18 protein-coding genes are annotated in these 19,974 nt (G+C 62.2%); 11 read left to right on the top strand and 7 right to left on the bottom strand.

Features of this window, described 5'->3' with window-relative positions; genetic code table 11:
- The first annotated feature begins 446 nt into the window (after nt 1-446).
- The 5 genes from KHO49_RS06260 to KHO49_RS06240 all read left to right on the top strand — a co-directional run bounded on the left by KHO49_RS06260 (nt 447) and on the right by KHO49_RS06240 (nt 5,655).
- On the top strand, nt 447-1,103 hold the full coding sequence (locus tag KHO49_RS06260) for an alpha/beta hydrolase (protein ID WP_102878469.1): 657 nt from the start codon (nt 447-449) through the stop codon (nt 1,101-1,103).
- A 97-nt stretch (nt 1,104-1,200) separates the two neighbouring features.
- Complete coding sequence (gene rhlB / locus KHO49_RS06255) at nt 1,201-2,697, top strand: ATP-dependent RNA helicase RhlB (RefSeq protein WP_213664774.1); 1,497 nt, start codon at nt 1,201-1,203, stop codon at nt 2,695-2,697.
- 122 nt (nt 2,698-2,819) lie between these two features.
- On the top strand, nt 2,820-3,773 hold the full coding sequence (locus KHO49_RS06250; RefSeq protein WP_213664773.1) for an ornithine cyclodeaminase family protein: 954 nt from the start codon (nt 2,820-2,822) through the stop codon (nt 3,771-3,773).
- A gap of 34 nt (nt 3,774-3,807) precedes the next feature.
- On the top strand, nt 3,808-4,935 hold the full coding sequence (locus KHO49_RS06245) for an NAD(P)/FAD-dependent oxidoreductase (RefSeq protein WP_213664772.1): 1,128 nt from the start codon (nt 3,808-3,810) through the stop codon (nt 4,933-4,935).
- A 90-nt stretch (nt 4,936-5,025) separates the two neighbouring features.
- Entirely contained in the window at nt 5,026-5,655 is a 630-nt protein-coding gene (locus KHO49_RS06240; protein WP_102878465.1) for a helix-turn-helix transcriptional regulator, read from the top strand.
- A gap of 76 nt (nt 5,656-5,731) precedes the next feature.
- On the opposite strand, the gene aotJ is transcribed toward KHO49_RS06240, so the two are convergent.
- The 4 genes from aotJ to moaC all read right to left on the bottom strand — a co-directional run bounded on the left by aotJ (nt 5,732) and on the right by moaC (nt 7,893).
- Complete coding sequence (gene aotJ / locus KHO49_RS06235; RefSeq protein ID WP_102878464.1) at nt 5,732-6,508, bottom strand: L-arginine-binding protein AotJ; 777 nt, start codon at nt 6,506-6,508, stop codon at nt 5,732-5,734.
- Nucleotides 6,509-6,726: 218 nt separating this feature from the next.
- Nucleotides 6,727-7,179 (bottom strand): molybdopterin synthase catalytic subunit MoaE, encoded by a 453-nt coding sequence (gene moaE, locus KHO49_RS06230; protein ID WP_102878463.1) that lies wholly within the window; start codon nt 7,177-7,179, stop codon nt 6,727-6,729.
- 1 nt (nt 7,180) lies between these two features.
- Nucleotides 7,181-7,423 carry a MoaD/ThiS family protein gene (locus KHO49_RS06225; protein ID WP_103740995.1) on the bottom strand — a complete coding sequence of 81 codons (243 nt, stop codon included), beginning with the start codon at nt 7,421-7,423 and terminating at the stop codon, nt 7,181-7,183.
- Nucleotides 7,420-7,893, bottom strand: coding sequence for a cyclic pyranopterin monophosphate synthase MoaC (moaC, locus tag KHO49_RS06220; protein WP_123393672.1), 474 nt, complete (start codon nt 7,891-7,893; stop codon nt 7,420-7,422). The genes KHO49_RS06225 and moaC overlap by 4 nt, the downstream gene beginning before the upstream one ends.
- 190 nt (nt 7,894-8,083) lie before the next feature.
- Between moaC and KHO49_RS06215 the strand changes: the two genes are divergently transcribed.
- A complete protein-coding gene (locus tag KHO49_RS06215; protein WP_102878460.1) occupies nt 8,084-8,530 on the top strand; it encodes a DMT family transporter in 447 nt (148 codons plus the stop codon).
- A gap of 9 nt (nt 8,531-8,539) precedes the next feature.
- Here the strand turns inward: KHO49_RS06215 and KHO49_RS06210 are convergent, their stop codons facing one another.
- The 3 genes from KHO49_RS06210 to KHO49_RS06200 form a co-directional block, all read right to left on the bottom strand.
- Complete coding sequence (locus KHO49_RS06210) at nt 8,540-9,457, bottom strand: LysR family transcriptional regulator (protein WP_213664771.1); 918 nt, start codon at nt 9,455-9,457, stop codon at nt 8,540-8,542.
- A 116-nt stretch (nt 9,458-9,573) separates the two neighbouring features.
- Nucleotides 9,574-10,968, bottom strand: coding sequence for a PhoH family protein (locus KHO49_RS06205; protein ID WP_016968495.1), 1,395 nt, complete (start codon nt 10,966-10,968; stop codon nt 9,574-9,576).
- Between the two features lie 346 nt (nt 10,969-11,314).
- Entirely contained in the window at nt 11,315-12,439 is a 1,125-nt protein-coding gene (locus KHO49_RS06200) for a polysaccharide deacetylase family protein (protein WP_102878458.1), read from the bottom strand.
- 149 nt (nt 12,440-12,588) lie between these two features.
- Here KHO49_RS06200 and yaaA point away from each other — a divergent pair, with 149 nt between their 5' ends.
- From yaaA to algK, 5 genes are all read left to right on the top strand, one after another.
- Nucleotides 12,589-13,368, top strand: a complete 780-nt coding sequence (gene yaaA / locus KHO49_RS06195; protein WP_102861246.1) for a peroxide stress protein YaaA — start codon at nt 12,589-12,591, stop codon at nt 13,366-13,368.
- A gap of 813 nt (nt 13,369-14,181) precedes the next feature.
- Nucleotides 14,182-15,498, top strand: coding sequence for a nucleotide sugar dehydrogenase (locus KHO49_RS06190; RefSeq protein WP_102878456.1), 1,317 nt, complete (start codon nt 14,182-14,184; stop codon nt 15,496-15,498).
- Nucleotides 15,499-15,640: 142 nt separating this feature from the next.
- Complete coding sequence (gene alg8, locus KHO49_RS06185; protein WP_102878455.1) at nt 15,641-17,122, top strand: mannuronan synthase; 1,482 nt, start codon at nt 15,641-15,643, stop codon at nt 17,120-17,122.
- A gap of 35 nt (nt 17,123-17,157) precedes the next feature.
- On the top strand, nt 17,158-18,327 hold the full coding sequence (locus KHO49_RS06180) for an alginate biosynthesis protein Alg44 (RefSeq protein WP_213664770.1): 1,170 nt from the start codon (nt 17,158-17,160) through the stop codon (nt 18,325-18,327).
- An 83-nt stretch (nt 18,328-18,410) separates the two neighbouring features.
- The gene (gene algK / locus KHO49_RS06175; RefSeq protein WP_249735582.1) at nt 18,411-19,835 is read left to right on the top strand and encodes an alginate biosynthesis TPR repeat lipoprotein AlgK; all 1,425 of its coding nucleotides are present in this window, start codon (nt 18,411-18,413) and stop codon (nt 19,833-19,835) included.
- Nucleotides 19,836-19,974 lie beyond the last annotated feature (139 nt).

The raw sequence follows: 19,974 nt of genomic DNA, 5'->3' as shown, positions 1-19,974 counted from the left end.
CGGAGCTTGAGTCCTGCCGCACCCTCATGAGGCGCTGTTGACCCGCGTCGGCTTTTTATAGGGTCAAGCGGCGTAAGACCTTCGCTATGAGTCTAGTAGGAGAAATCCACGTAATGGGGGACCTACATCTCACCAATCGGCCGAACGGGCTTTAGCCCTTTGCAGTTCACAGAGCCCGTAGCGGCCGTAGGCGAACCGGTATCAGAGGAGGTGGGGTATGCCATCGCCCGCGGTAGCCTGTTAGTGTTACCGCCGGCAGAGCGTGCTATCACATCCGCTCCTCTTTCTGAGCCATAGCAAAGCCCGTACCACAGTTTCGGCTAAAGCGTTTCAGCCAGTGGTCAATAGCAAAACGTTCAACCGTGCGACATCTTCTTCACCGATCAACCGGGCGCGCCCCTTAACCTCGCACTCAATCAGCGCGCACGCACATAAATGGAGCAGCCATGACCGAGCCCTTGATTCTTCAGCCCAGTAAGCCCGCAGATGCCTGTGTGATCTGGCTTCATGGCCTGGGAGCGGACCGTTACGACTTCCTGCCGGTGGCCGAGATGCTGCAGGAAAAACTCTTGAGCACCCGCTTCGTCCTGCCCCAGGCACCGACCCGTGCCGTGACCATCAATGGCGGATACGCCATGCCCAGCTGGTACGACATTTTGGCCATGAGCCCGGCTCGCGCGATCAGTCGCGAACAGCTCGAAGAATCATCTGACGAGGTCATCAGACTGATCGAAGAGCAACGCGCAAGCGGAATAGACGCATCGCGCATTTTCCTCGCGGGTTTCTCCCAAGGTGGCGCCGTGGTACTGCACACCGCCTTCCTCAAATGGCAGGGTCCCTTGGGTGGCGTACTTGCCCTCTCCACCTATGCCCCGACCTTCAGCGATGAACTGCAACTTTGCGCCAGCCAACAGCGGATTCCGGTGCTGTCCCTGCACGGCCAGTACGACGAAGTGGTGCAGAACGCCATGGGACGCACCGCATACGAGTACCTGAAACAGCACGGTGTCACCGTGACATGGCAGGAATACCCAATGGGACACGAGGTGTTACCGGAAGAAATCCGTGATATCGGCACCTGGCTGAGCGAGCGTTTGCGCTAGAAAAAGTGCCTCGCGCCAGGACCACAAGCAACAGACTACGCCGCGCCCGTTTCTTGCATTACACTGGCCGGCGTACATTCCTTAACCAATTGATGAGATGACCGTGCTCAAAGCACTCAAGAAAATCTTCGGTAAAAGCGAGGCTGAGCCGCTCGCGCCAAGCCCCAGCGCCCCTTCCCCCAGTTCCAGCAGCCGCAATGACGGCCGTCAGCCGGAGCGGAGCGCACCTGCTACCGCAGCTAAAAAAGAACCGGTGAACACACCGGCCGCCCCTTCCGCTCCCAAAGCACCGCGCCAAGAGAAGCCCAAGGCCGAGCAACCCAAACCTGAGCAAGCGCAGCGCCCGCGGCCGCCAAAACCAGCGGTCAGCACCTGGAAAATCGAAGACTTCGTGGTGCAACCCCAGGAAGGCAAGACCCGTTTCCACGACTTCAAGCTCGCTCCGGAACTGATGCACGCCATCCAGGACCTGGGCTTTCCCTACTGCACGCCGATCCAGGCCCAGGTACTGGGCTTCACCCTGGCGGGTAAAGACGCCATCGGCCGTGCCCAGACCGGCACCGGCAAGACCGCCGCGTTCCTGATCTCGATCATCACCCAGTTGCTGCAGACCCCGCCGCCGAAAGAGCGCTACATGGGCGAACCACGGGCACTGATCATTGCCCCGACCCGGGAACTGGTGGTGCAGATCGCCAAGGACGCCGCGGCCCTGACCAAATACACCGGCCTCAACGTCATGACCTTCGTTGGCGGCATGGATTTCGACAAGCAGCTCAAGCACCTGGAAGCTCGCCACTGCGACATCCTGGTGGCCACCCCGGGCCGCCTGCTGGACTTCAACCAGCGCGGTGACGTGCACCTGGACATGGTCGAAGTGATGGTGCTGGACGAAGCCGACCGCATGCTCGACATGGGCTTCATCCCGCAAGTGCGGCAGATCATTCGCCAGACCCCGCCCAAGAGCGAGCGCCAGACCCTGCTGTTCTCCGCCACCTTCACCGAAGACGTGATGAACCTGGCCAAGCAGTGGACCACCGACCCGGCGATCGTCGAGATCGAGGCCGAGAACGTCGCCAGCGAAAACGTCGAACAGCACATTTATGCCGTGGCCGGGGCCGACAAGTACAAGCTGCTGTACAACCTGGTCACCGACAACGGCTGGGAACGGGTCATGGTCTTCGCCAACCGCAAGGATGAAGTGCGGCGCATCGAAGAACGCCTGGTGCGCGACGGCGTGAACGCCGCCCAGCTGTCCGGCGACGTGCCCCAGCACAAGCGGATCAAGACCCTGGAAGGCTTCCGCGAAGGCAAGATCCGGGTCCTGGTGGCCACCGACGTGGCCGGCCGCGGCATCCACATCGACGGCATCAGCCACGTGATCAACTTCACCCTGCCGGAAGTGCCGGACGACTACGTGCACCGCATCGGCCGTACCGGGCGTGCCGGTGCCGACGGCGTCTCCATCAGCTTCGCCGGCGAGGACGACTCCTATCAGCTGCCATCGATCGAAGCCCTGCTGGGGCGCAAGATCAGCTGCGAGATGCCGCCGGCCGAGCTGTTGCGCCCAGTAGAGCGCAAACGCCCGCAAGCCTGATAGCAGACGCGCCGAAAAAAACGCAGCCCATCACCGGCTGCGTTTTTTTTCGCCTGGATGTTGCTCAAGGAAACTAAAAGTCCATAATAGACAAATAAGTTTAATTCCTTGGGAACGCCTACATGCCCAGCACGCCCTACCTGATTGCCCAGACCGAAGCCCGCCAGTTGCTCGCGCAAATCGACGTCCCGCAGATCCTGCGCAAACTGTTTCGCGACCTGGCCGCCGGACTCGCCGTACAACCGCCACAACAGCTGGTGGAGTTTCCCCAGGGCGCCGGCGACTTCATCAACTACCTGGGCGTGCTGGCTGAAGATCGGGTCTACGGGGTCAAGACCTCGCCCTACATCGTTCGCGCCGAAGGCCCGCTGGTCACCGCCTGGACCCTGCTGATGTCCATGGACAGCGGCCAGCCGCTGCTGCTGTGCGACGCCGCCGAACTGACCACCGCACGCACCGCCGCCACTACGGCGGTCGCCGTCGATGCACTGGCCACGCCCGAGGCCCGGCACCTGGCAATCATCGGCAGCGGCGCCGTGGCCCAGGCTCACCTGCACTACGTGAAAGACCTGCGCCCCTGGCAGAGCATCCGCCTCTTTTCCCCAAGCCTGGCGAGCAAATCCGCCGAGGAGCTTGCGCGTCTCAAGGCCCTCGATCCGCGCCTGCAAATCGTCCCGCAGCTTGAAGAGGCTGTCGAAGATGCCGACGTGATCATGCTCTGCACCTCGTCCGCCGGACCGGTCATCGACCCACTCACCCTCAGCAAGCCGGCGCTGATCACCTCCATCAGCACCAATGCGCCACGGGCCCATGAAGTGCCGCCCGCCGCACTGCAGCAGATGCAGGTCTACTGTGACTATCGCCGTACCACCCCGGGCTCGGCCGGCGAGATGCTGATTGCCGGTGAACAGCACGGCTGGGACAACGCGGCGATTCTCGGCGACCTGCCGGAGCTGCTGAGCAACCAGGCTCAACGCCCCAGCACCGAGCGCCATGTGTTCTTCCGCTCCATCGGCCTGGGCCTGGAAGACATCGCCCTGGCCAATGCCCTGTACCACCTGCGGCACCCGCACTAAGGGCCTGTCACTTGCACTTTTCCAGGAGCCTTGAATGATCCAGGCAGATTTCATCATCATCGGCGGCGGTATCGCCGGAGCCTCCACCGGTTACTGGCTGTCGCGCCACGGCCGCGTCATCGTGCTGGAGCGCGAATCCCATCCGGCCTATCACTCCACCGGCCGCTCTGCCGCGCTCTACACCGCCGCCTATGGCACCGCCCAGGTGCGGGCCCTGACCCTGGCCAGCCGGGACTTTTTCGACCATCCGCCGGAGGGCTTCTGCGACCACCCGCTGCTGACGCCACGAGGGGAAATGACCGTGGACTTCACCGGCGATCCGGCCGAACTGAACAACCAGTACCTGAGCGCCAAGGCCACGGTGCCGGAGATGCAACTGCTCAGTGCCGACGAAGCCTGCGCTCGCCTGCCAATCCTGCGTCGCGAAAAGGTCCATGGCGCCCTCTACGACCCCAGTGCCAGCGACATCGACACCGACGCCCTGCATCAGGGCTACCTGCGGGGCATCCGCCGCCATCAGGGCCAGGTCTATACCGACCATGAAGTGCTGGGGCTGCACCGTGATGAACAAGGGCTGTGGCAGGTCCAAACCAGCGGCCAGGGCTTCAGCGCGCCGGTGCTGATCAACGCTGCCGGGGCCTGGGCCGACCAGATCGGCGCGATGGCCGGTGCCCGCCCCCTGGGCCTGCAACCCAAGCGCCGGGCGGCCTTTATCTTCGCCGGCCCGGAAGGGCTCGATACCCACCGCTGGCCGATGTTGGTGAGCCTGGACGAGTCCTTCTACATGAAGCCCGACGCCGGCATGTTCCTCGGTTCGCCGGCCAACGCCGACCCGGTGGAGCCCCATGATGTGCAGCCCGAAGAGCTGGACATTGCCCTGGGCATCTACCAGATCGAAGAAGCCACCACCCTGAGCATTCGTCGTCCGACCCGGACCTGGGCCGGCCTGCGCAGTTTCGTCAGCGATGGCGACTTGCTGGCCGGTTTTGATCCACAGGTGCCCGGGCTGTTCTGGGTCGCCGGACAAGGCGGCTATGGCATCCAGACCTCTCCGGCAATGGGCCAGGCCAGCGCCGCCCTGGTGCGTGGCCAACCCCTGCCGGAGCAGTTGACCCGCTTCGGCCTGGAGTCCGCCATGCTCTCCCCTGCCCGCCTCGGTTGAACCCGCCTGCGGGGTGACGCGCCCAAACGATTGCGGCACACTCCCAGCGCCCGCTAACGGCGGGCGCTGAAGCCGCCTGGAGTACGACCCATGACCTCACCCGCAAAGGACCCAGCCCTGGATAATTTCCGGGCGATTGCCGACGCCATTGCCACGCTGTTCTTCCCCCATGCCGAGGTGGTGCTCCACGACCTGCGCACCCAGAAGATCGACTACATCGCCAATAATCTGTCCAAGCGCGAAGTGGGCGACGATGCGGCCCTGGAAGACCTGCTCAGCGGCGACAGCAGCGAACGCAATATCGGTCCCTATGAAAAGCTCAACTGGGACGGCCAGAAGATCCGCAGCCTCAGCAGCGTGCTGCGCGACAGCCAGGGCCAGCCAATGGCCGTGCTGTGCATCAACCTGAACATCTCGCTGTTCGAAAATGCCAAGGCCGCGCTGGACCTGTTTCTCTCACCCAGCAAGCTGATTCCCCAGCCCGATTCACTGTTTCGCGACGACTGGCAGGAACGCATCAACACCTTCCTGCACAACTGGCTGCGCGAGCGCCAGCTGGGCCTGAACCTGCTGACCCGCGAACACAAGCGCGAACTGGTACTGGCTCTGCACGCCGAAGGTGCCTTCAAGGGCAAGAGCGCCTCCAACTACGTGGCCAACGTACTGAGCATGGGCCGGGCGACGGTGTACAAGCACTTGAAGGAATTGAAGGGACAATAAAGGTTGCCGAGCTCGCCCCTACACATATCCCGCAGGAACGAGCTCGCGAAAGCGTCCTCAAGAACGCCACAACGTCTCAATCCCCATAAATATCCGACTTGAAGTACTTGGCCTGGATCTTCTGATATTCACCATTGGCCCGAATATCATCGATGGCCTTGTTCAACTCGCCCACCAGTTCACTGTTGCCCTTGCGCACTGCAATCCCGGCGCCTTCCCCAACGTATTTGGGATCTTTCAACTCAGGCCCGACAAAGGCGTAGTCGGCGCCCCGCGGCATCGACAGGAAATCCTCCAGGGGAATGGTATCGGCGAAGATCGCGTCCAGGCGCCCGGCCGCCAGGTCCATGTAGATCTCTTCGTTGTTGCTGTAGCGCACCACCTTGATGCCCTTGGGCTCGAAGACCTCGGTGGCGAAACGATCTGTAGTGGTGGAGCGCTGCACGCCCACGGTCTTGCCCTTGAGGCTGGCGTACTGGTCATCCACCACCGCGCCCTTCTTCATCACCAGGCGCGACGAAGTGAAGTAGTACTTGTGGGTGAAATCCACGGATTTACGCCGTTCCGCGGTGATGGTCATGGAGGACAGCGCGGCGTCGATCTTCTTCACTTTCAACGAGGGAATCAGGCCGTCGAACTCGCCCTCGATCCACTCGCACTTGACCTGCATCTGCGCGCACAAGGCATTGCCGATGTCGTAGTCGAAGCCACCAATCTTGCCGTCGGCGGTCTTGAAGGCGAACGGCGGATACGCCGCCTCGATACCCAGGCGCAAGGTTTTCTCGGCAGCCATCAGGCTGCTGCACGCCAACAGGCTCAAGGCCAGGCCACTGATGAGGGGGAATTTTTTCATGTTCGTTCTCTCGCGGGTTGTTGTTGGTTTGGCAAGACAGAAAGAAAGGATGAAACGGAGGACGCTGTATTTGTACTTGTAAATCCATACTGGACTTTTACGTACATATCGTCAACGGCGCGCACAGCGACTTATCCCCAGCGGTCGGCGGGAACAGTCGCAGTCGATTACAGGTTGAATTGGGGCGGGCTCAGGCGCCGCCGGCCAGCATCAGGGGCTCAGTCTTTCCAGCGCGCGGCCGCCGCGTGATCACTGTCGCGGCCTTCCACCCAACGAGGGCCGTCGGCGGTGTTTTCCTTTTTCCAGAACGGCGCCCGGGTCTTCAGATAATCCATGACAAAGGCGCAGGCTTCGAACGCCGCCTGACGATGGGCACTGGCTGCGCCGACGAAAACGATGGGCTCTCCCGGCTCCAGGGCGCCGATGCGGTGCAGCACCTCCAGTTGCAACAGCGGCCAGCGCTGCTCGGCTTCAGCCGCAATCTTGCCCAGGGCCTTTTCGGTCATGCCCGGGTAGTGCTCCAGGAACATGCCGTGCACGTCCTGACCGTCATTGAAGTCGCGCACGTAGCCGACAAAGCTGACCACCGCGCCAACCCCGGTATCGGCGGCGTGCATGGCGTTGACTTCGGCGCCGGGATCGAAGGCCGCTGATTGCACACGGATCGCCATCTCAGCCTCCGGTCACTGTGGGGAAGAACGCCACTTCATCGCCGTCCGCCAGGGGCTCGTCCAGCTGGCACAGCTCTTCGTTGCGGGCGCACATCAGGTTCTGTTCGGCGAGCACGGCGGCCCCGTCACGGGACAACAGCGCCTGGCGCACATCGTCGACACAGGCAAAGTCGCCCTCGACAAGCACGCCATCGAGCCCCAGGGCCTCACGGTAGCGGGCAAAGAACTTCACCGAGATCCTCATGCGTCAGCCACCCGGTAATCGCCGCTCTTGCCGCCGGATTTCTCCAGCACTCGCACGCCTTCGATGGTCATGCCGCGGTCCACGGCTTTGCACATGTCATAGATTGTCAGCGCGGCGACGCTGGCGGCGGTCAACGCCTCCATCTCCACCCCGGTCTGCCCCGACAGCTTGCAACGCGCCACGATGCGCACACTGTCCTCGCCTTCGGCACTGAGCTCGACCTTGACGCTGGTGAGCATCAACGGATGGCACAGGGGAATCAGCTCACTGGTTTTCTTCGCCGCCTGGATTCCGGCGATGCGCGCCACGGCAAACACGTCGCCCTTGGGGTGACCACCACTGACGATCATGTGCAGGGTTTGCGGGAGCATGCGCACCCGGGCTTCGGCCACTGCCTCGCGGAAGGTCACGGCCTTATCGGTGACGTCGACCATATTGGCGCGACCTTGGGAATCGAGATGAGTCAGCACGGTGTTACTCCTGATCAGGTGGGCCGATTGTAAACCTGCGGGTCAGTTTTTCGCACGGGGCATCTGCCCGGCGTTTGGCTGCGCCAACCGGCAATCAGCCTGGCGAATAACCCGCATCAAAACAACGAATTGGAGCCCGACTGCGGATAAACGTACAACAGCGCAAAAACCCGCAAAAGGAAGTCGCTTCATGGCCTTGTTCGTTTCGATCCTGCTCAGTCTGCTCGCCGGTTTCGCCGTGCCCCTCCAGGCCGGGACCAACGCCCGCCTGGGCACCCTGCTCGGGCATCCACTGTGGGCCACCGGCGTTTCCCTGCTGGTCAGCCTGCTGGTGCTGGGGGTCCTGCTGCTGTTCATTAAAGTGCCCAAGCCCAATCTAATGGCCGCGCTGCAAGGCCCCTGGTGGATCTGGATGGGCGGCCTGGCTGGAGTGCTCTACATCACCGTGGCCCTGTTGATGGCGCCACGCCTGGGGGCGCTGAACTTCATCATGGTGGTGATCATCGGCCAGTTGCTGATCTCGCTGATCATCGACTACTTCGGGCTGGTGGGCCTGCCACGCAAGGACATCAGCCTGCAGAAGCTGATCGGCGTGCTGGTGGTGATCGGCGGTTTCGTCATTACCATCCGCGGCTGAGGCGCCATTTCAGGCCTTGGCCACGCTGGCCAGCTTGACCTGTTCACGCAACCAGCGATGGGCCGGGTCATCGCTCAAGCGCGAGTGCCATATCTGCACGAACTTGAAGGGCGCAATGTTCAAGGGCGGGGTCAGCCGCAGCAGCCCTTCCGGCAGCGGAATCTCGTCCAGGGTGCGGCTGGCCACGGTAAGAATCAGGTCGGTGCCGCGGATCATCCCCGGCGCGATGCCCCAGTGGGGCACGCTGACCGCGATCTGCCGTTGCAGTCCCTCCTCCCCCAGGCGGTGATCGACTTCACCATTGAAACAGCCGTCCATCGACACCTGCAGATGGGGACGCTGCAGATAGGCCGTCAGGTCCAGGCCGCCGTCACCCTCAAGGGTGGCGCGGTCCACCAGGCAGGAAAAGGTTTCCTCGAACAGCACCTCCTTGACGATCTCATCCGAAGGGCTGGGAAACACCCCCAGGGCCAGGTCGATCTTGCCCTGGGTGATCTGCTCGAACATCTCGTGGCGGCTGCCCTGGGTCACCACCAGGCGCATCAAGGGCGCTTCGCCACGCAGACGCACCAGCAACCTGGGGAGCACGATCGCCGCACCGTAATCCGACATCGCCAGGTGAAAGATCCGCTGGGAGGTGGCCGGATCAAAGTCGAGGGACTTGCCGAACAGGGTTTCGATCTGACTGAGAATCTCCTTGAGGGGCGCTTGCAGGCTGCGGGCCAGGGGGCTGAGCAGCACGTCGTTGCCCTGGCGGATCAGCAACGGATCATCCAGTAGCACCCGCAGCTTGCCCAGGGAATGACTGATGGCCGGCTGGCTCAAGTGCAGGCGCTCGCCAGTGCGGGTCACGTGCTTTTCCGTCAGCAAGGCATCGAGTACCACCAACAGATTCAGATCGATATTGCGCAGGGAGACGCGGGTCATCCGGTGTTTTCCAACTGGGAAGCGCTCGGCGGCGGGGAGCCGCAGAATAACCCAGTGCCCCAGGCCGAATGCAAAACGGGCGACCCGAAGGCCGCCCGTGCTGGAAGGAATTGACGTTACAGATGGCTTTCCGCGTACTCCGCCAGGATCGAGCGCGGCACCCCTTGCAGGGTGATGTGCACGCCGTTGGGGAAGTCCTTGAAGCGTTCGGTGAGGTAGGTCAGGCCCGAGCTGGTGGCCGACAGGTAAGGGGTATCGATCTGTGCCAGGTTGCCCAGGCACACCACTTTGGAACCGGCGCCGGCACGGGTGATGATGGTTTTCATCTGGTGCGGGGTAAGGTTCTGGCATTCGTCGATCAGGATCAGGCTCTGCTGGAAGCTGCGACCGCGGATGTAGTTCAGGGATTTGAACTGCAACGGCACCTTGCTGAGGATGTAGTCGACGCTGCCGTGGGTGTTCTCGTCATCCATGTGCAGGGCTTCGAGGTTATCGGTAATGGCGCCCAGCCAGGGTTCCATCTTCTCCGCCTCGGTGCCCGGCAGGAAGCCGATCTCCTGGTCCAGCCCCTGCACGCTGCGGGTGGCGATGATGCGCCGGTAGCGCTTGCTGACCATGGTCTGCTCGATGGCGGCAGCCAGGGCCAGGATGGTCTTGCCGGAGCCGGCGGCGCCGGACAGGTTGACCAGGTGGATGTCCGGGTCGAGCAGCGCGTACAGCGCCAGGCCCTGGTAGATGTCTCGCGGTTTCAGGCCCCAGGCTTCCTGGTGCAGCAGGGGTTCCTGATGCAGGTCGAGGATCAGCAGCACATCGGCGCGGATTTCCTTGATCCAGCCGACAAAGCCCTGTTCGTCGATGATGAATTCATTGATATGCACCGCCGGCAGGTTGTCGATCAATTGCACCTGGTGCCAGGTGCGGCCGTGATCCTGACGGGTTTCCACCTTGCTTACGCGGTCCCAGAACGAGCCGCTCATGTTGTGGAAACCATTGGGCAGCAGGGACACGTCGTCCACCAGCTGGTCGGTGCTGTAGTCCTCGGCGGCAATCCCGCAGGCCCGCGCCTTGAGGCGCATGTTGATGTCTTTGGTCACCAGCACCACGGGCAAGTCCTTGTTGCGCGCGTGCAGGTCGATCAACTGGTTGATGATGATGTTGTCGTTGAGGTTCTCCGGCAACAGGCTGTTGGGCTCGTTGCGCTTGCTCATCAGAATCGACAGCAAGCCCTTGGGCCCGCTCTTGCCGCGCTGAATCGGTACGCCCAGTTCAACATCCTCGGGGGAAGCCTCGCCCAGGGTCTTGTCGATCAGGCGGATCGCCTGGCGGCATTCGGCGGCAACGCTGTGATGCCCGCTCTTGAGCTTGTCCAGCTCTTCAAGGACGGTCATGGGGATGGCGACGTGGTGTTCTTCGAAATTCAGTAAGGCGTTGGGATCGTGAATCAATACATTGGTATCGAGTACATAAAGGATTGGCTGGTTGGAGGAAGCGCTACGTCCGTGGTCATCCATACTCGGTCACCTTATGTGGGAGCCAGTCGACGCAATACCATGGGGTATCGCGCCTCGAATGACCACCGAATTCACCCGCAGGGGTTCAGGTGAGCTGCACACACGAGGAGTCTTGGGAGACGCCACCTGTGTCGCAGGTTTCGGCGGTCTGAGTTCGTAATACTCCAAAAACCGTGACAGGAAAACGCACTTTGACGCTTTTTTGATGTTTATTTTTCAGGGTGACGAAAAGCCCTTGGCGCACCGCCCGCTCACCGTTAAAGTCGGAAGTCCGCCTGCCTCGAAATCCCGCCGAAATCCGCCCCCTTTTCCGCTCACGCCCCGTGTTTACGGGCACTTGGCCGTTTCAGCGGAACGCGTCCTGACAATCCTCCCAACCGATGCCACTTTGCGCGGTCTGCGCCAGCAGCCAGGGCAAGCTGCTCTTGACCCCGTCCTGTTTGGCATTGAAAGCGATCACCCCACGCCGCCATAGCAACATCAAGGTCAGCACCCGCTGGCCACTGTCCTCGGCCTTGAGCTTGCCGGCACCGTCCTGGGCGTCGATGTCCCACAATGCCACCTGCATGCCCTGGGCATTGAAGAAGCCCTCGGCATCGGCACGACGCTGGCCAAAGGGCGGGCGGAACAAGGGCACATAGTTTTCCGGCAGTTTGCTCTTCACCAGATCGGCGCTGCGCTGGATCGAATACTGCCAGTCCTGCCAGTGGCTGTGGGAGCGGAACTCCCAGCCTTGCACGCCAACGCACTGCCTGGAGTACAGCGATTGCAGGCTGGCCACCGAGGCCTTGTCGAGGCGATTCTGAATGTCGTTGCCCAGGACAAAGAACGTCCCGCTGAGATTGGCCTTGCGCAGGTAGTTGGTGAGCCAGGGCGTGTTGTCCGGCGCCAGGTTGGCGGCGCTGTCGAAGGTCAGCAGAAACAGCCGGTCGTTGAGTTCGTCGCCATTGCGCTCGTAGTCGCCGTAGCGCAGCACCTCGCTGCTGGTCTGGGGAGCCAGCGCCGCCTTGCGCAGCAACTCGTCCAGGTACTGCTCATGGAAGGTCCGGCTCGGCTCGCCCCAACGGGCGTAGTAGGAATCCTCCGCCAAGTGGAACTTGCCGGCCTGCTTGCGCAGTTGCTGCATGTTTTCCACCAGGTAGCAGAACGAAGCGTCCTGGTCGCAGCTCTGCTGGGCGAAGTTGTAGTTGTCCAGCAGGCGTTTCCAGAGATGCTCGCGTAGTTCGTTGATCGCCTCCATGTTGATCATGCGCAAGCCCAGGCGCTGCTTCAGGGACGCCTCGTCCCAGGCCTCGCTGACCAGCAAGGCGCGGGCAAAGGTCAGGATCTCGGCCCGCGAGGCGACGTCGAACAGGGTCGGATTGTCGAGCTTTTCCGGCCAGGTGCTGCGATCCAGGGTCGCCACATCATTGGGCGCCGCCAGCACACTGAGACTCAGAAGCCAGGCCGAGAAGAAAAACGCGATACGCAAAAGAGACGCCTCCAGAACAAAACCCGCGCGGCACTATAGCCGATATGCCGCGCAGCGAAGGCATCCGCCACGCGTCAGCTATCGCCTTGATAGGTGGAGTCCGAACGCCCGAGCCAATAGAATCCCCCGACGCTAAAAGGAGACGACTCATGCTGATGGTGATTTCACCCGCCAAGACCCTCGATTACGAGACGCCGCCGGTCACCCCGCGCTTTACCCAGCCGCAATACCTCGACCATTCCCAGGAACTGATCCAGCAACTGCGGGAACTGAGCCCGGCGCAGATCAGCGAACTGATGCACGTGTCCGACAAGATCGGCGGCCTGAATGCCGCGCGCTTCGGCAGCTGGACCCCAGCCTTCACTCCGGACAACGCCAAGCAGGCGCTGCTGGCCTTCAAGGGCGACGTCTACACCGGGCTCAACGCCGAATCCTTGAGCGAAGCGGACTTCGACTACGCCCAGCAGCACCTGCGCATGCTCTCCGGCCTGTACGGCCTGCTGCGCCCCCTGGACCTGATGCAGCCCTATCGCCTGGAAATGGGCACCAAGCTGGCCAACGCCCGTGGCAAGGACCTGTACGCCTTCTGGGGCACGCGCATCAGTGAATGGCTGAACGAGGCCCTGGCCGATCAGGGCGACGATCTGCTGCTGAACCTGGCCTCCAACGAGTACTTCTCGGCAGTCAAGCGCACGGCCCTGAACGCGCGGATCATCAACACCGAGTTCAAGGACCTGAAGAACGGCCAGTACAAGATCATCAGCTTCTATGCCAAGAAGGCCCGGGGCCTGATGAGCCGCTTCGTCATTCAGGAACGCATCAACGATCCCGCACAACTCAAGCAATTCGACGTCCAGGGCTATCGCTTCAGCGCGGAGCAATCCAAAGCCGACAACCTGGTATTCCTGCGCGACCACGCACCAGAGTAAAACGTTCCCCTGCCGCGCTCGTTGCCACCCGGCGAGCGCGCCAGAATGTGATCACTCGCACATTCCCCGCCTTCTTTTAGCCATTTTTTTGGCGCCATAAAATCTTCATCTATTTCTATAACTTTTCTTTCACTCGACAACAGTGATTTTTTTCAGTAGTGGCACCACTTTTTTTATTAGGTAGTGGCACAAAAGTATCCCCGCGCTTCAACTCCCCACAACTAAAGGCCCAAACCTTAAGTGCTATCAGTTTGAAAGCAGTGCCATCTTTCTCAATATTTCAAGAAATTTCGCAAAACAGGATGAGCGGGCCGGAACTATGCCTGCGGACACCGCTCATACCACCGGTAACGATTCTCAACGAGCTTGTAGGAGATGACTTACACGGACTCAAGTGAGACTAATCAAGTTACGTCCACCTTTGACCAATGAGTCACAAACTTGAACTAAAGGGTAAACAACAGGAGATAAGGCACCACAACTATCCCCTAACGAGCCAAGGAACAGCTGGCCTTCAAGGACCGCGAAAAACAACTGAAAAGCCCGTATTACGTGGCATTCAGCCATTCGAAGGATACCGGATGGTTTTACTCGCGAACCCTGCAGCAGGAGCCGCCGGCAACATTCAAGGGCAAATCAGAACAACAAGGATCGGTTGCGCACAACTTGAGTGCATATATTTAGACACTCGGAACTTAGTCTGCCTGCACGCGGCCATACAACGTACTTCGTTGTACTTCCGAGTGCGCAATAACAGCTGGCAAACATTAACTCCGGCCATCTAATGGCGTGAATAACACAGAGGTAAATGCGATGCGCATCAGCATATTTGGTTTGGGTTACGTCGGTGCAGTCTGCGCCGGTTGCCTGTCCGCACGGGGCCATGAAGTGGTTGGCGTAGATATCTCCAAAGACAAGATCGACCTGATCAACGCCGGTAAATCGCCGATCGTTGAACCGGGTCTGGGTGAACTTCTGGCGCAAGGGATTCAGACCGCTCGTCTGCGCGGCACCACCAACTTCGCCGAAGCCATCCGCGATACCGACCTGTCGATGATCTGCGTCGGCACCCCGAGCAAGAAGAACGGCGACCTGGAACTGGACTACATCGAATCGGTGTGCCGCGAGATCGGTTTCGTCCTGCGCGACAAGGCCACCCGCCACACCATCGTGGTGCGCAGCACGGTGCTGCCGGGCACGGTGAAAAACGTGGTGATCCCGATTCTCGAAGACTGCTCGGGCAAGAAGGCCGGGGTGGATTTCGGCGTGGCGGTGAACCCGGAGTTCCTGCGTGAAAGCACCGCGATCAAGGACTACGACTTCCCGCCCATGACCGTGATCGGCCAGTTCGACCAAGCCTCCGGTGACGTGCTGCAAGCGCTGTACGAGGAGCTCGACGCGCCGATCATCCGCAAGGACATCGAAGTCGCCGAGATGATCAAGTACACCTGCAACGTCTGGCACGCCACCAAGGTCACCTTCGCCAACGAGATCGGCAACATCGCCAAGGCGGTGGGTGTGGACGGTCGTGAAGTGATGGACGTGGTCTGCCAGGACAAGACCCTCAACCTGTCCCAGTACTACATGCGCCCCGGCTTCGCCTTCGGCGGTTCGTGCCTGCCCAAGGACGTGCGCGCCCTGACCTACCGCGCCAGCTCCCTGGACATCGAAGCGCCGCTGCTTAACTCGCTGATGCGCAGCAACGAATCCCAGGTACAGAACGCCTTCGACATCGTCTCCAGCCACGACAAGCGCAAGGTCGCCCTGCTGGGCCTGAGCTTCAAGGCCGGCACCGACGACCTGCGCGAGAGCCCGCTGGTGGAACTGGCAGAAATGCTCATCGGCAAGGGTTTCGACCTGAGCATCTACGACAGCAACGTCGAGTACGCCCGGGTCCACGGCGCCAACAAGGACTACATCGAGTCGAAGATTCCCCACGTCTCGTCCCTGCTCAACTCGGACTTCGACGCGGTGATCGGCAAGTCCGACCTGATCATCCTCGGCAACCGCGACGAGAAGTTCCGCGCCCTGGCCGAAGACGTGCCCCACGGCAAGCAGGTCATCGACCTGGTGGGCTTCATGTCCAAAGCCTCCAGCGTCCAGGGCCGAACCGAAGGGATCTGCTGGTAAAGGCATGCGCCTGTAGCCGCTGCTGCAGGCTGCGATCGTCCCCGAAGGGGCGTGCTCCCGAGGGCATCTCGAGGCCCTGCGGACCTATCGCAGCCTGCGGCAGCGGCTACAGGGTACCGCTTAGAATTTTAGGACGCAGATTATGCATAGGCTAAAGCACGGCCTGCTTCAGGCCGCCGGTTGGCTGTTTTACTTGAGTTTGCTGATGGGCATGGCCTTGCTGCTGCCCGCGTCGACCTTCGACTCGCAGTCCAAGGACTTCATTTTCCTGATTGGCGCCGTGGGCATCTGGCGCTACTCCATGGGTGCCACGCACTTCGTGCGCGGCATGCTGTTTCTCTACGTGGTCTACCCGCACCTGCGGCGCAAGGTGCGCAAGCTGGGCAGCGCGGCCGACCCGTCCCACGTGTTCCTGATGGTCACCAGCTTTCGCATCGATGCGCTGACCACCGCCCAGGTCTACGGCTCGGTGATCCGCGAAGCCATCGACTGCGGCTTCCCCACCACCGTGGTCTGCTCGATCGTGGAAATGTCCGACGAGCTGCTGGTGAAAAGCCTGTGGGCACGGATGAACCCGCCGGAGCGGGTCAAGCTGGACTTCGTGCGCATCCCCGGCACTGGCAAGCGCGACGGCCTGGCCTTCGGCTTCCGCGCCATCTCCCGCCACCTGCCGGACAACCGCGCCGTGGTGGCGGTGATCGACGGCGACACCGTGCTCGGCGAAGGCGTGGTGCGCAAGACCGTGCCCTGGTTCCAGTTGTTCGGCAACGTCGGTGGCCTGACCACCAACGAATTCTGCGAAGTGCGCGGCGGCTACATCATGAGCGAATGGCACAAGCTGCGCTTCGCCCAGCGCCACATCAACATGTGCTCCATGGCCCTGTCCAAGCGCGTGCTGACCATGACCGGGCGCATGTCGGTATTCCGCGCCACCGTGGTCACCGACCCGGACTTCATCGCCGACGTGGAAAGCGACTCCCTGCAGCACTGGCGCCTGGGTCGCTTCAAGTTCCTCACCGGCGACGACAAGTCCAGTTGGTTCAGCCTGATGCGCCTGGGCTACGACACCTTCTACGTACCTGACGCGGCGATCAACACCGTGGAACACCCGCCGGAAAAGAGCTTCATCAAGGCCAGCCGCAAGCTGATGTTCCGCTGGTACGGCAACAACCTGCGGCAGAACGCCCGGGCCTTGGGTCTGGGAGTCAAGCGCTTGGGACTGTTCACCAGCGTGGTGCTGTTCGACCAGCGCGTGTCGATGTGGACCTCGCTGCTGGGCCTGACCGTGGCGATCATCGCCAGCGTCAAGTACGGCACCGCCTTCATCCTCGCCTACCTGCTGTGGATCGGTATCACCCGCCTGATCCTAACCCTGTTGCTGTCCTGCTCGGGGCACCGCATCGGCCCGGCCTACCCCTTGATCCTCTATTACAACCAGATCGTCGGCGCCCTGGTGAAGATCTACGTGTTCTTCCGCCTCGACCAGCAATCCTGGACCCGCCAGGACACCAAGCTGACCCGCGACCTGGCCAGTTTTCAACGTTGGTTCAACACCTGGTCGTCTCGGACCATGACCTTCTCGGCCGGCAGCGTGTTCGTCGCTGTCCTGCTGCTGATGGTCTGAACCGCCTTGCCTGAATTAACTAGGAAATCGACCCTATGAACACCGCCGTGAACGTCAATGTAGTGCATGAATCCGAAGCCCAACGCCAGCACGCCCGAGTCAAGATCCCGGCCAAGCTGCGCTTCTTCGGCAACGAAGCCAAGCCCCTGGAAGTGCGGGTCCACGACCTCTCGGCCGGCGGCCTGAGCTTCAACGCCGGGCAGCAGATGCTGACCGTGGGTGCCGTGCACAAGGGCCGCCTGCAATTTGTCATCGACAACCTCGGCCTGGCCATGGATGTGGAGCTGCAAATCCGCTCCTTCGATCGCCAGAACGGGCGCGTCGGTTGCCAGTTCCAGAACCTCGAGCCCCAGGACATTTCCACCCTGCGCCACCTGATCACCTCGCACCTGGCCGGCGACATCGTCAGCATGGGCGACGTGCTCGCCACCCTACAGCGCGACAACTTCACCAAGGCGCGCAAGGTCAAGGACAGCGGCAGCGGCATGACCGCCATGGGCCGCCTGCGGGCCGTGACCTTCAGCGCCGGGATCTTCGTGGTGGGCCTGGCGGCGTTCGGCTTCATCCTCAAGTCGGTGTACGGCATGTACTTCGTCAGCCACGCCCAGGCCGGCCTGGTCAGCGTCCCGGGAATGAACGTCACCATGCCGCGCGACGGCACTGTGCAAAGCCTGGTGCAGAGCGACGGCATCGCCGCCAAGGGCGCGCCACTGGCCACCTTCAGCACCAGCATGCTCGACGTGCTCAAAGGCCACCTGGCTGAAGACCAACTGCAACCGGCCAAGGTCGAGGAACTGTTCGGCAAGCAAATGACCGGCACCCTGACCTCCCCTTGCGACTGCACCGTGGCCCAGCAAATGGTCGCCGACGGCCAGTACGCCAGCAAAGGCGACGTGATCTTCCAACTGGTGCCCCGCAACAGCCAGGCCAACGTCGAGGCGCGCTTCTCCTACCGCCAGTTCGGCGACGTGCGCCCGGGCACCCGGGTCAACTTCCAGATCGCCGGCGAGGATGAAGTACGCACCGGCACCATCGTCAGCAGCACCAGCCTCAACAGCAGCGACCTGTCCTCTGACATCCGCGTACAGATCAAGCCCGACGCGCCGCTGAACAGCGCCTTCGCCGGCCGCCCGGTGGAAGTCAGCAGCGACCGCGGTCCCTCGATGAACTGGCTGATCGACAAAGCCATGGCTGCGGGTCTGTAACCATGACAGCCCCTAACCAGCTCCCTGTAGCCGCTGCCGCAGGCTGCGCCCGGCCGCGCAGCGGACGCCATCCGGCCGACTCGATGCTCCCCGACAACCAGCACGATCGCAGCCTGCGGCAGCGGCTACAGGGTTCGGTGTTGCCCTTGGTCGCCGCCCTGGCCCTGGCCGGTTGCGCCGGCCTGCCGGACCAGCGCCTGGCCAACGAAGCCCTGAAGCGCGGCGACACCGCGCTGGCCGAACAGAACTACCGGCAACTGGCGGACCTGGGCTACAGCGAGGCCCAGGTAGGCCTGGCCGACATCCAGGTGGACAGCCGCGACCCGGCGCAGATCAAGCAGGCCGAGGCCACCTATCGCGCCGCAGCCGATGTGTCGCCCCGGGCCCAGGCGCGCCTCGGCCGTCTGTTGGTGGCCAAGCCCGGTTCCACCGAGGCCGAGCAGCACGAAGCCGAAGGCCTGTTGAAAAGAGCCTTTGCCAACGGTGAAGGCAACACCCTGATTCCCCTGGCGATGCTGTACCTGCAATACCCCCACAGCTTCCCCAACGTCGACGCCCAGCAGCAGATCAGCCAATGGCGCAGCGCCGGTTACCCGGAAGCCGGCCTGGCCCAGGTGCTGCTGTACCGCACCCAAGGCAGCTACGACCAGCACCTGGCCGAGGTGGAAAGCATCTGCAAGGCCGCGCTCAACAGTACCGACATCTGCTACGTGGAACTGGCGACCGTTTATCAAAAACGCGGCCAGCCGGAGCAACAGGCCGAGCTGCTCAAGCAGCTGCAGGCCGGCTACAGCCGTGGCACGGTCAGCGCCCAGCGAGTCGACAGCGTGGCCCGCGTGCTGGGCGATGCAAGCCTGGGCAAGCCGGATGAAAAAACCGCCCAGGCCCTGCTGGAACAGGTCGCTCCGGGTTACCCGGCGTCCTGGGTCAGCCTGGCCCAACTGCTCTACGACTTCCCCGAACTGGGTGACGTCGACAAAATGATGCAGTACCTGGACAACGGCCGCGCCGCCGACCAGCCCCGCGCCGAACTGCTGCTGGGCAAGCTCTACTACGAAGGCAAATGGGTGCCGGCCGACGCCAAGGTCGCCGAAGCACACTTCCAGAAAGCCGTGGGCCGCGAAGTCGCCGCCGACTACTACCTCGGCCAGATCTACCGCCGTGGCTACCTGGGTCAGGTCTACCCACAAAAGGCCCTGGACCACCTGCTGACCGCCGCGCGCAACGGCCAGAACAGCGCCGACTTCGCCATTGCCCAGTTGTTCTCCCAGGGCAAGGGCACCAAGCCCAACCCAGTCAACGCCTACGTCTTCAGCCAACTGGCGAAGGTCCAGGACACACCGCAGGCCAACGAACTGGCGCAACAACTGGAAAGCCAATTGCCGCCTGCACAGCGCGCCGAAGCCCAACGCCTGCTGCAACAAGAGCAGGCCGTGCGTGGGGCCTTGAGCCAGAACGCGCTGCAACTGCACGCCCTGCAAGAAGAAGACGGCGAGGAAACCCTATGACGCTCCCCCCACTCAATACACCTCCTGTAGCCGCTGCCGCAGGCTGCGATCGAGTGCAAAGCGCTCGCCACCCCCGCCCCCGCGAGTCGCGGCCGCTGCGCGACCGGGCGCAGCCTGCGACAGCGCCTACAGGCAAGCG

Origin of the sequence: Pseudomonas sp. RC4D1 (assembly GCF_018390395.1) — a bacterium.
Lineage (GTDB): Bacteria > Pseudomonadota > Gammaproteobacteria > Pseudomonadales > Pseudomonadaceae > Aquipseudomonas > Aquipseudomonas danubii.
This window is presented reverse-complemented; position numbering and strand designations above follow the sequence as displayed.

Bases quoted from the DNA above. Each gene is read 5' to 3' on its own strand.
- algK (WP_249735582.1), top strand. From the start codon at position 18,411: ATGCTCCCCGACAACCAGCACGATCGCAGCCTGCGGCAGCGGCTACAG.
- KHO49_RS06190 (WP_102878456.1), top strand. From the start codon at position 14,182: ATGCGCATCAGCATATTTGGTTTGGGTTACGTCGGTGCAGTCTGCGCC.
- KHO49_RS06260 (WP_102878469.1), top strand. From the start codon at position 447: ATGACCGAGCCCTTGATTCTTCAGCCCAGTAAGCCCGCAGATGCCTGT.
- alg8 (WP_102878455.1), top strand. From the start codon at position 15,641: ATGCATAGGCTAAAGCACGGCCTGCTTCAGGCCGCCGGTTGGCTGTTT.
- KHO49_RS06250 (WP_213664773.1), top strand. From the start codon at position 2,820: ATGCCCAGCACGCCCTACCTGATTGCCCAGACCGAAGCCCGCCAGTTG.
- moaE (WP_102878463.1), bottom strand. From the start codon at position 7,179: ATGGCGATCCGTGTGCAATCAGCGGCCTTCGATCCCGGCGCCGAAGTC.
- KHO49_RS06215 (WP_102878460.1), top strand. From the start codon at position 8,084: ATGGCCTTGTTCGTTTCGATCCTGCTCAGTCTGCTCGCCGGTTTCGCC.
- KHO49_RS06180 (WP_213664770.1), top strand. From the start codon at position 17,158: ATGAACACCGCCGTGAACGTCAATGTAGTGCATGAATCCGAAGCCCAA.
- KHO49_RS06205 (WP_016968495.1), bottom strand. From the start codon at position 10,968: ATGGATGACCACGGACGTAGCGCTTCCTCCAACCAGCCAATCCTTTAT.
- KHO49_RS06210 (WP_213664771.1), bottom strand. From the start codon at position 9,457: ATGACCCGCGTCTCCCTGCGCAATATCGATCTGAATCTGTTGGTGGTA.
- KHO49_RS06240 (WP_102878465.1), top strand. From the start codon at position 5,026: ATGACCTCACCCGCAAAGGACCCAGCCCTGGATAATTTCCGGGCGATT.
- KHO49_RS06245 (WP_213664772.1), top strand. From the start codon at position 3,808: ATGATCCAGGCAGATTTCATCATCATCGGCGGCGGTATCGCCGGAGCC.
- KHO49_RS06225 (WP_103740995.1), bottom strand. From the start codon at position 7,423: ATGAGGATCTCGGTGAAGTTCTTTGCCCGCTACCGTGAGGCCCTGGGG.
- aotJ (WP_102878464.1), bottom strand. From the start codon at position 6,508: ATGAAAAAATTCCCCCTCATCAGTGGCCTGGCCTTGAGCCTGTTGGCG.
- yaaA (WP_102861246.1), top strand. From the start codon at position 12,589: ATGCTGATGGTGATTTCACCCGCCAAGACCCTCGATTACGAGACGCCG.
- rhlB (WP_213664774.1), top strand. From the start codon at position 1,201: ATGACCGTGCTCAAAGCACTCAAGAAAATCTTCGGTAAAAGCGAGGCT.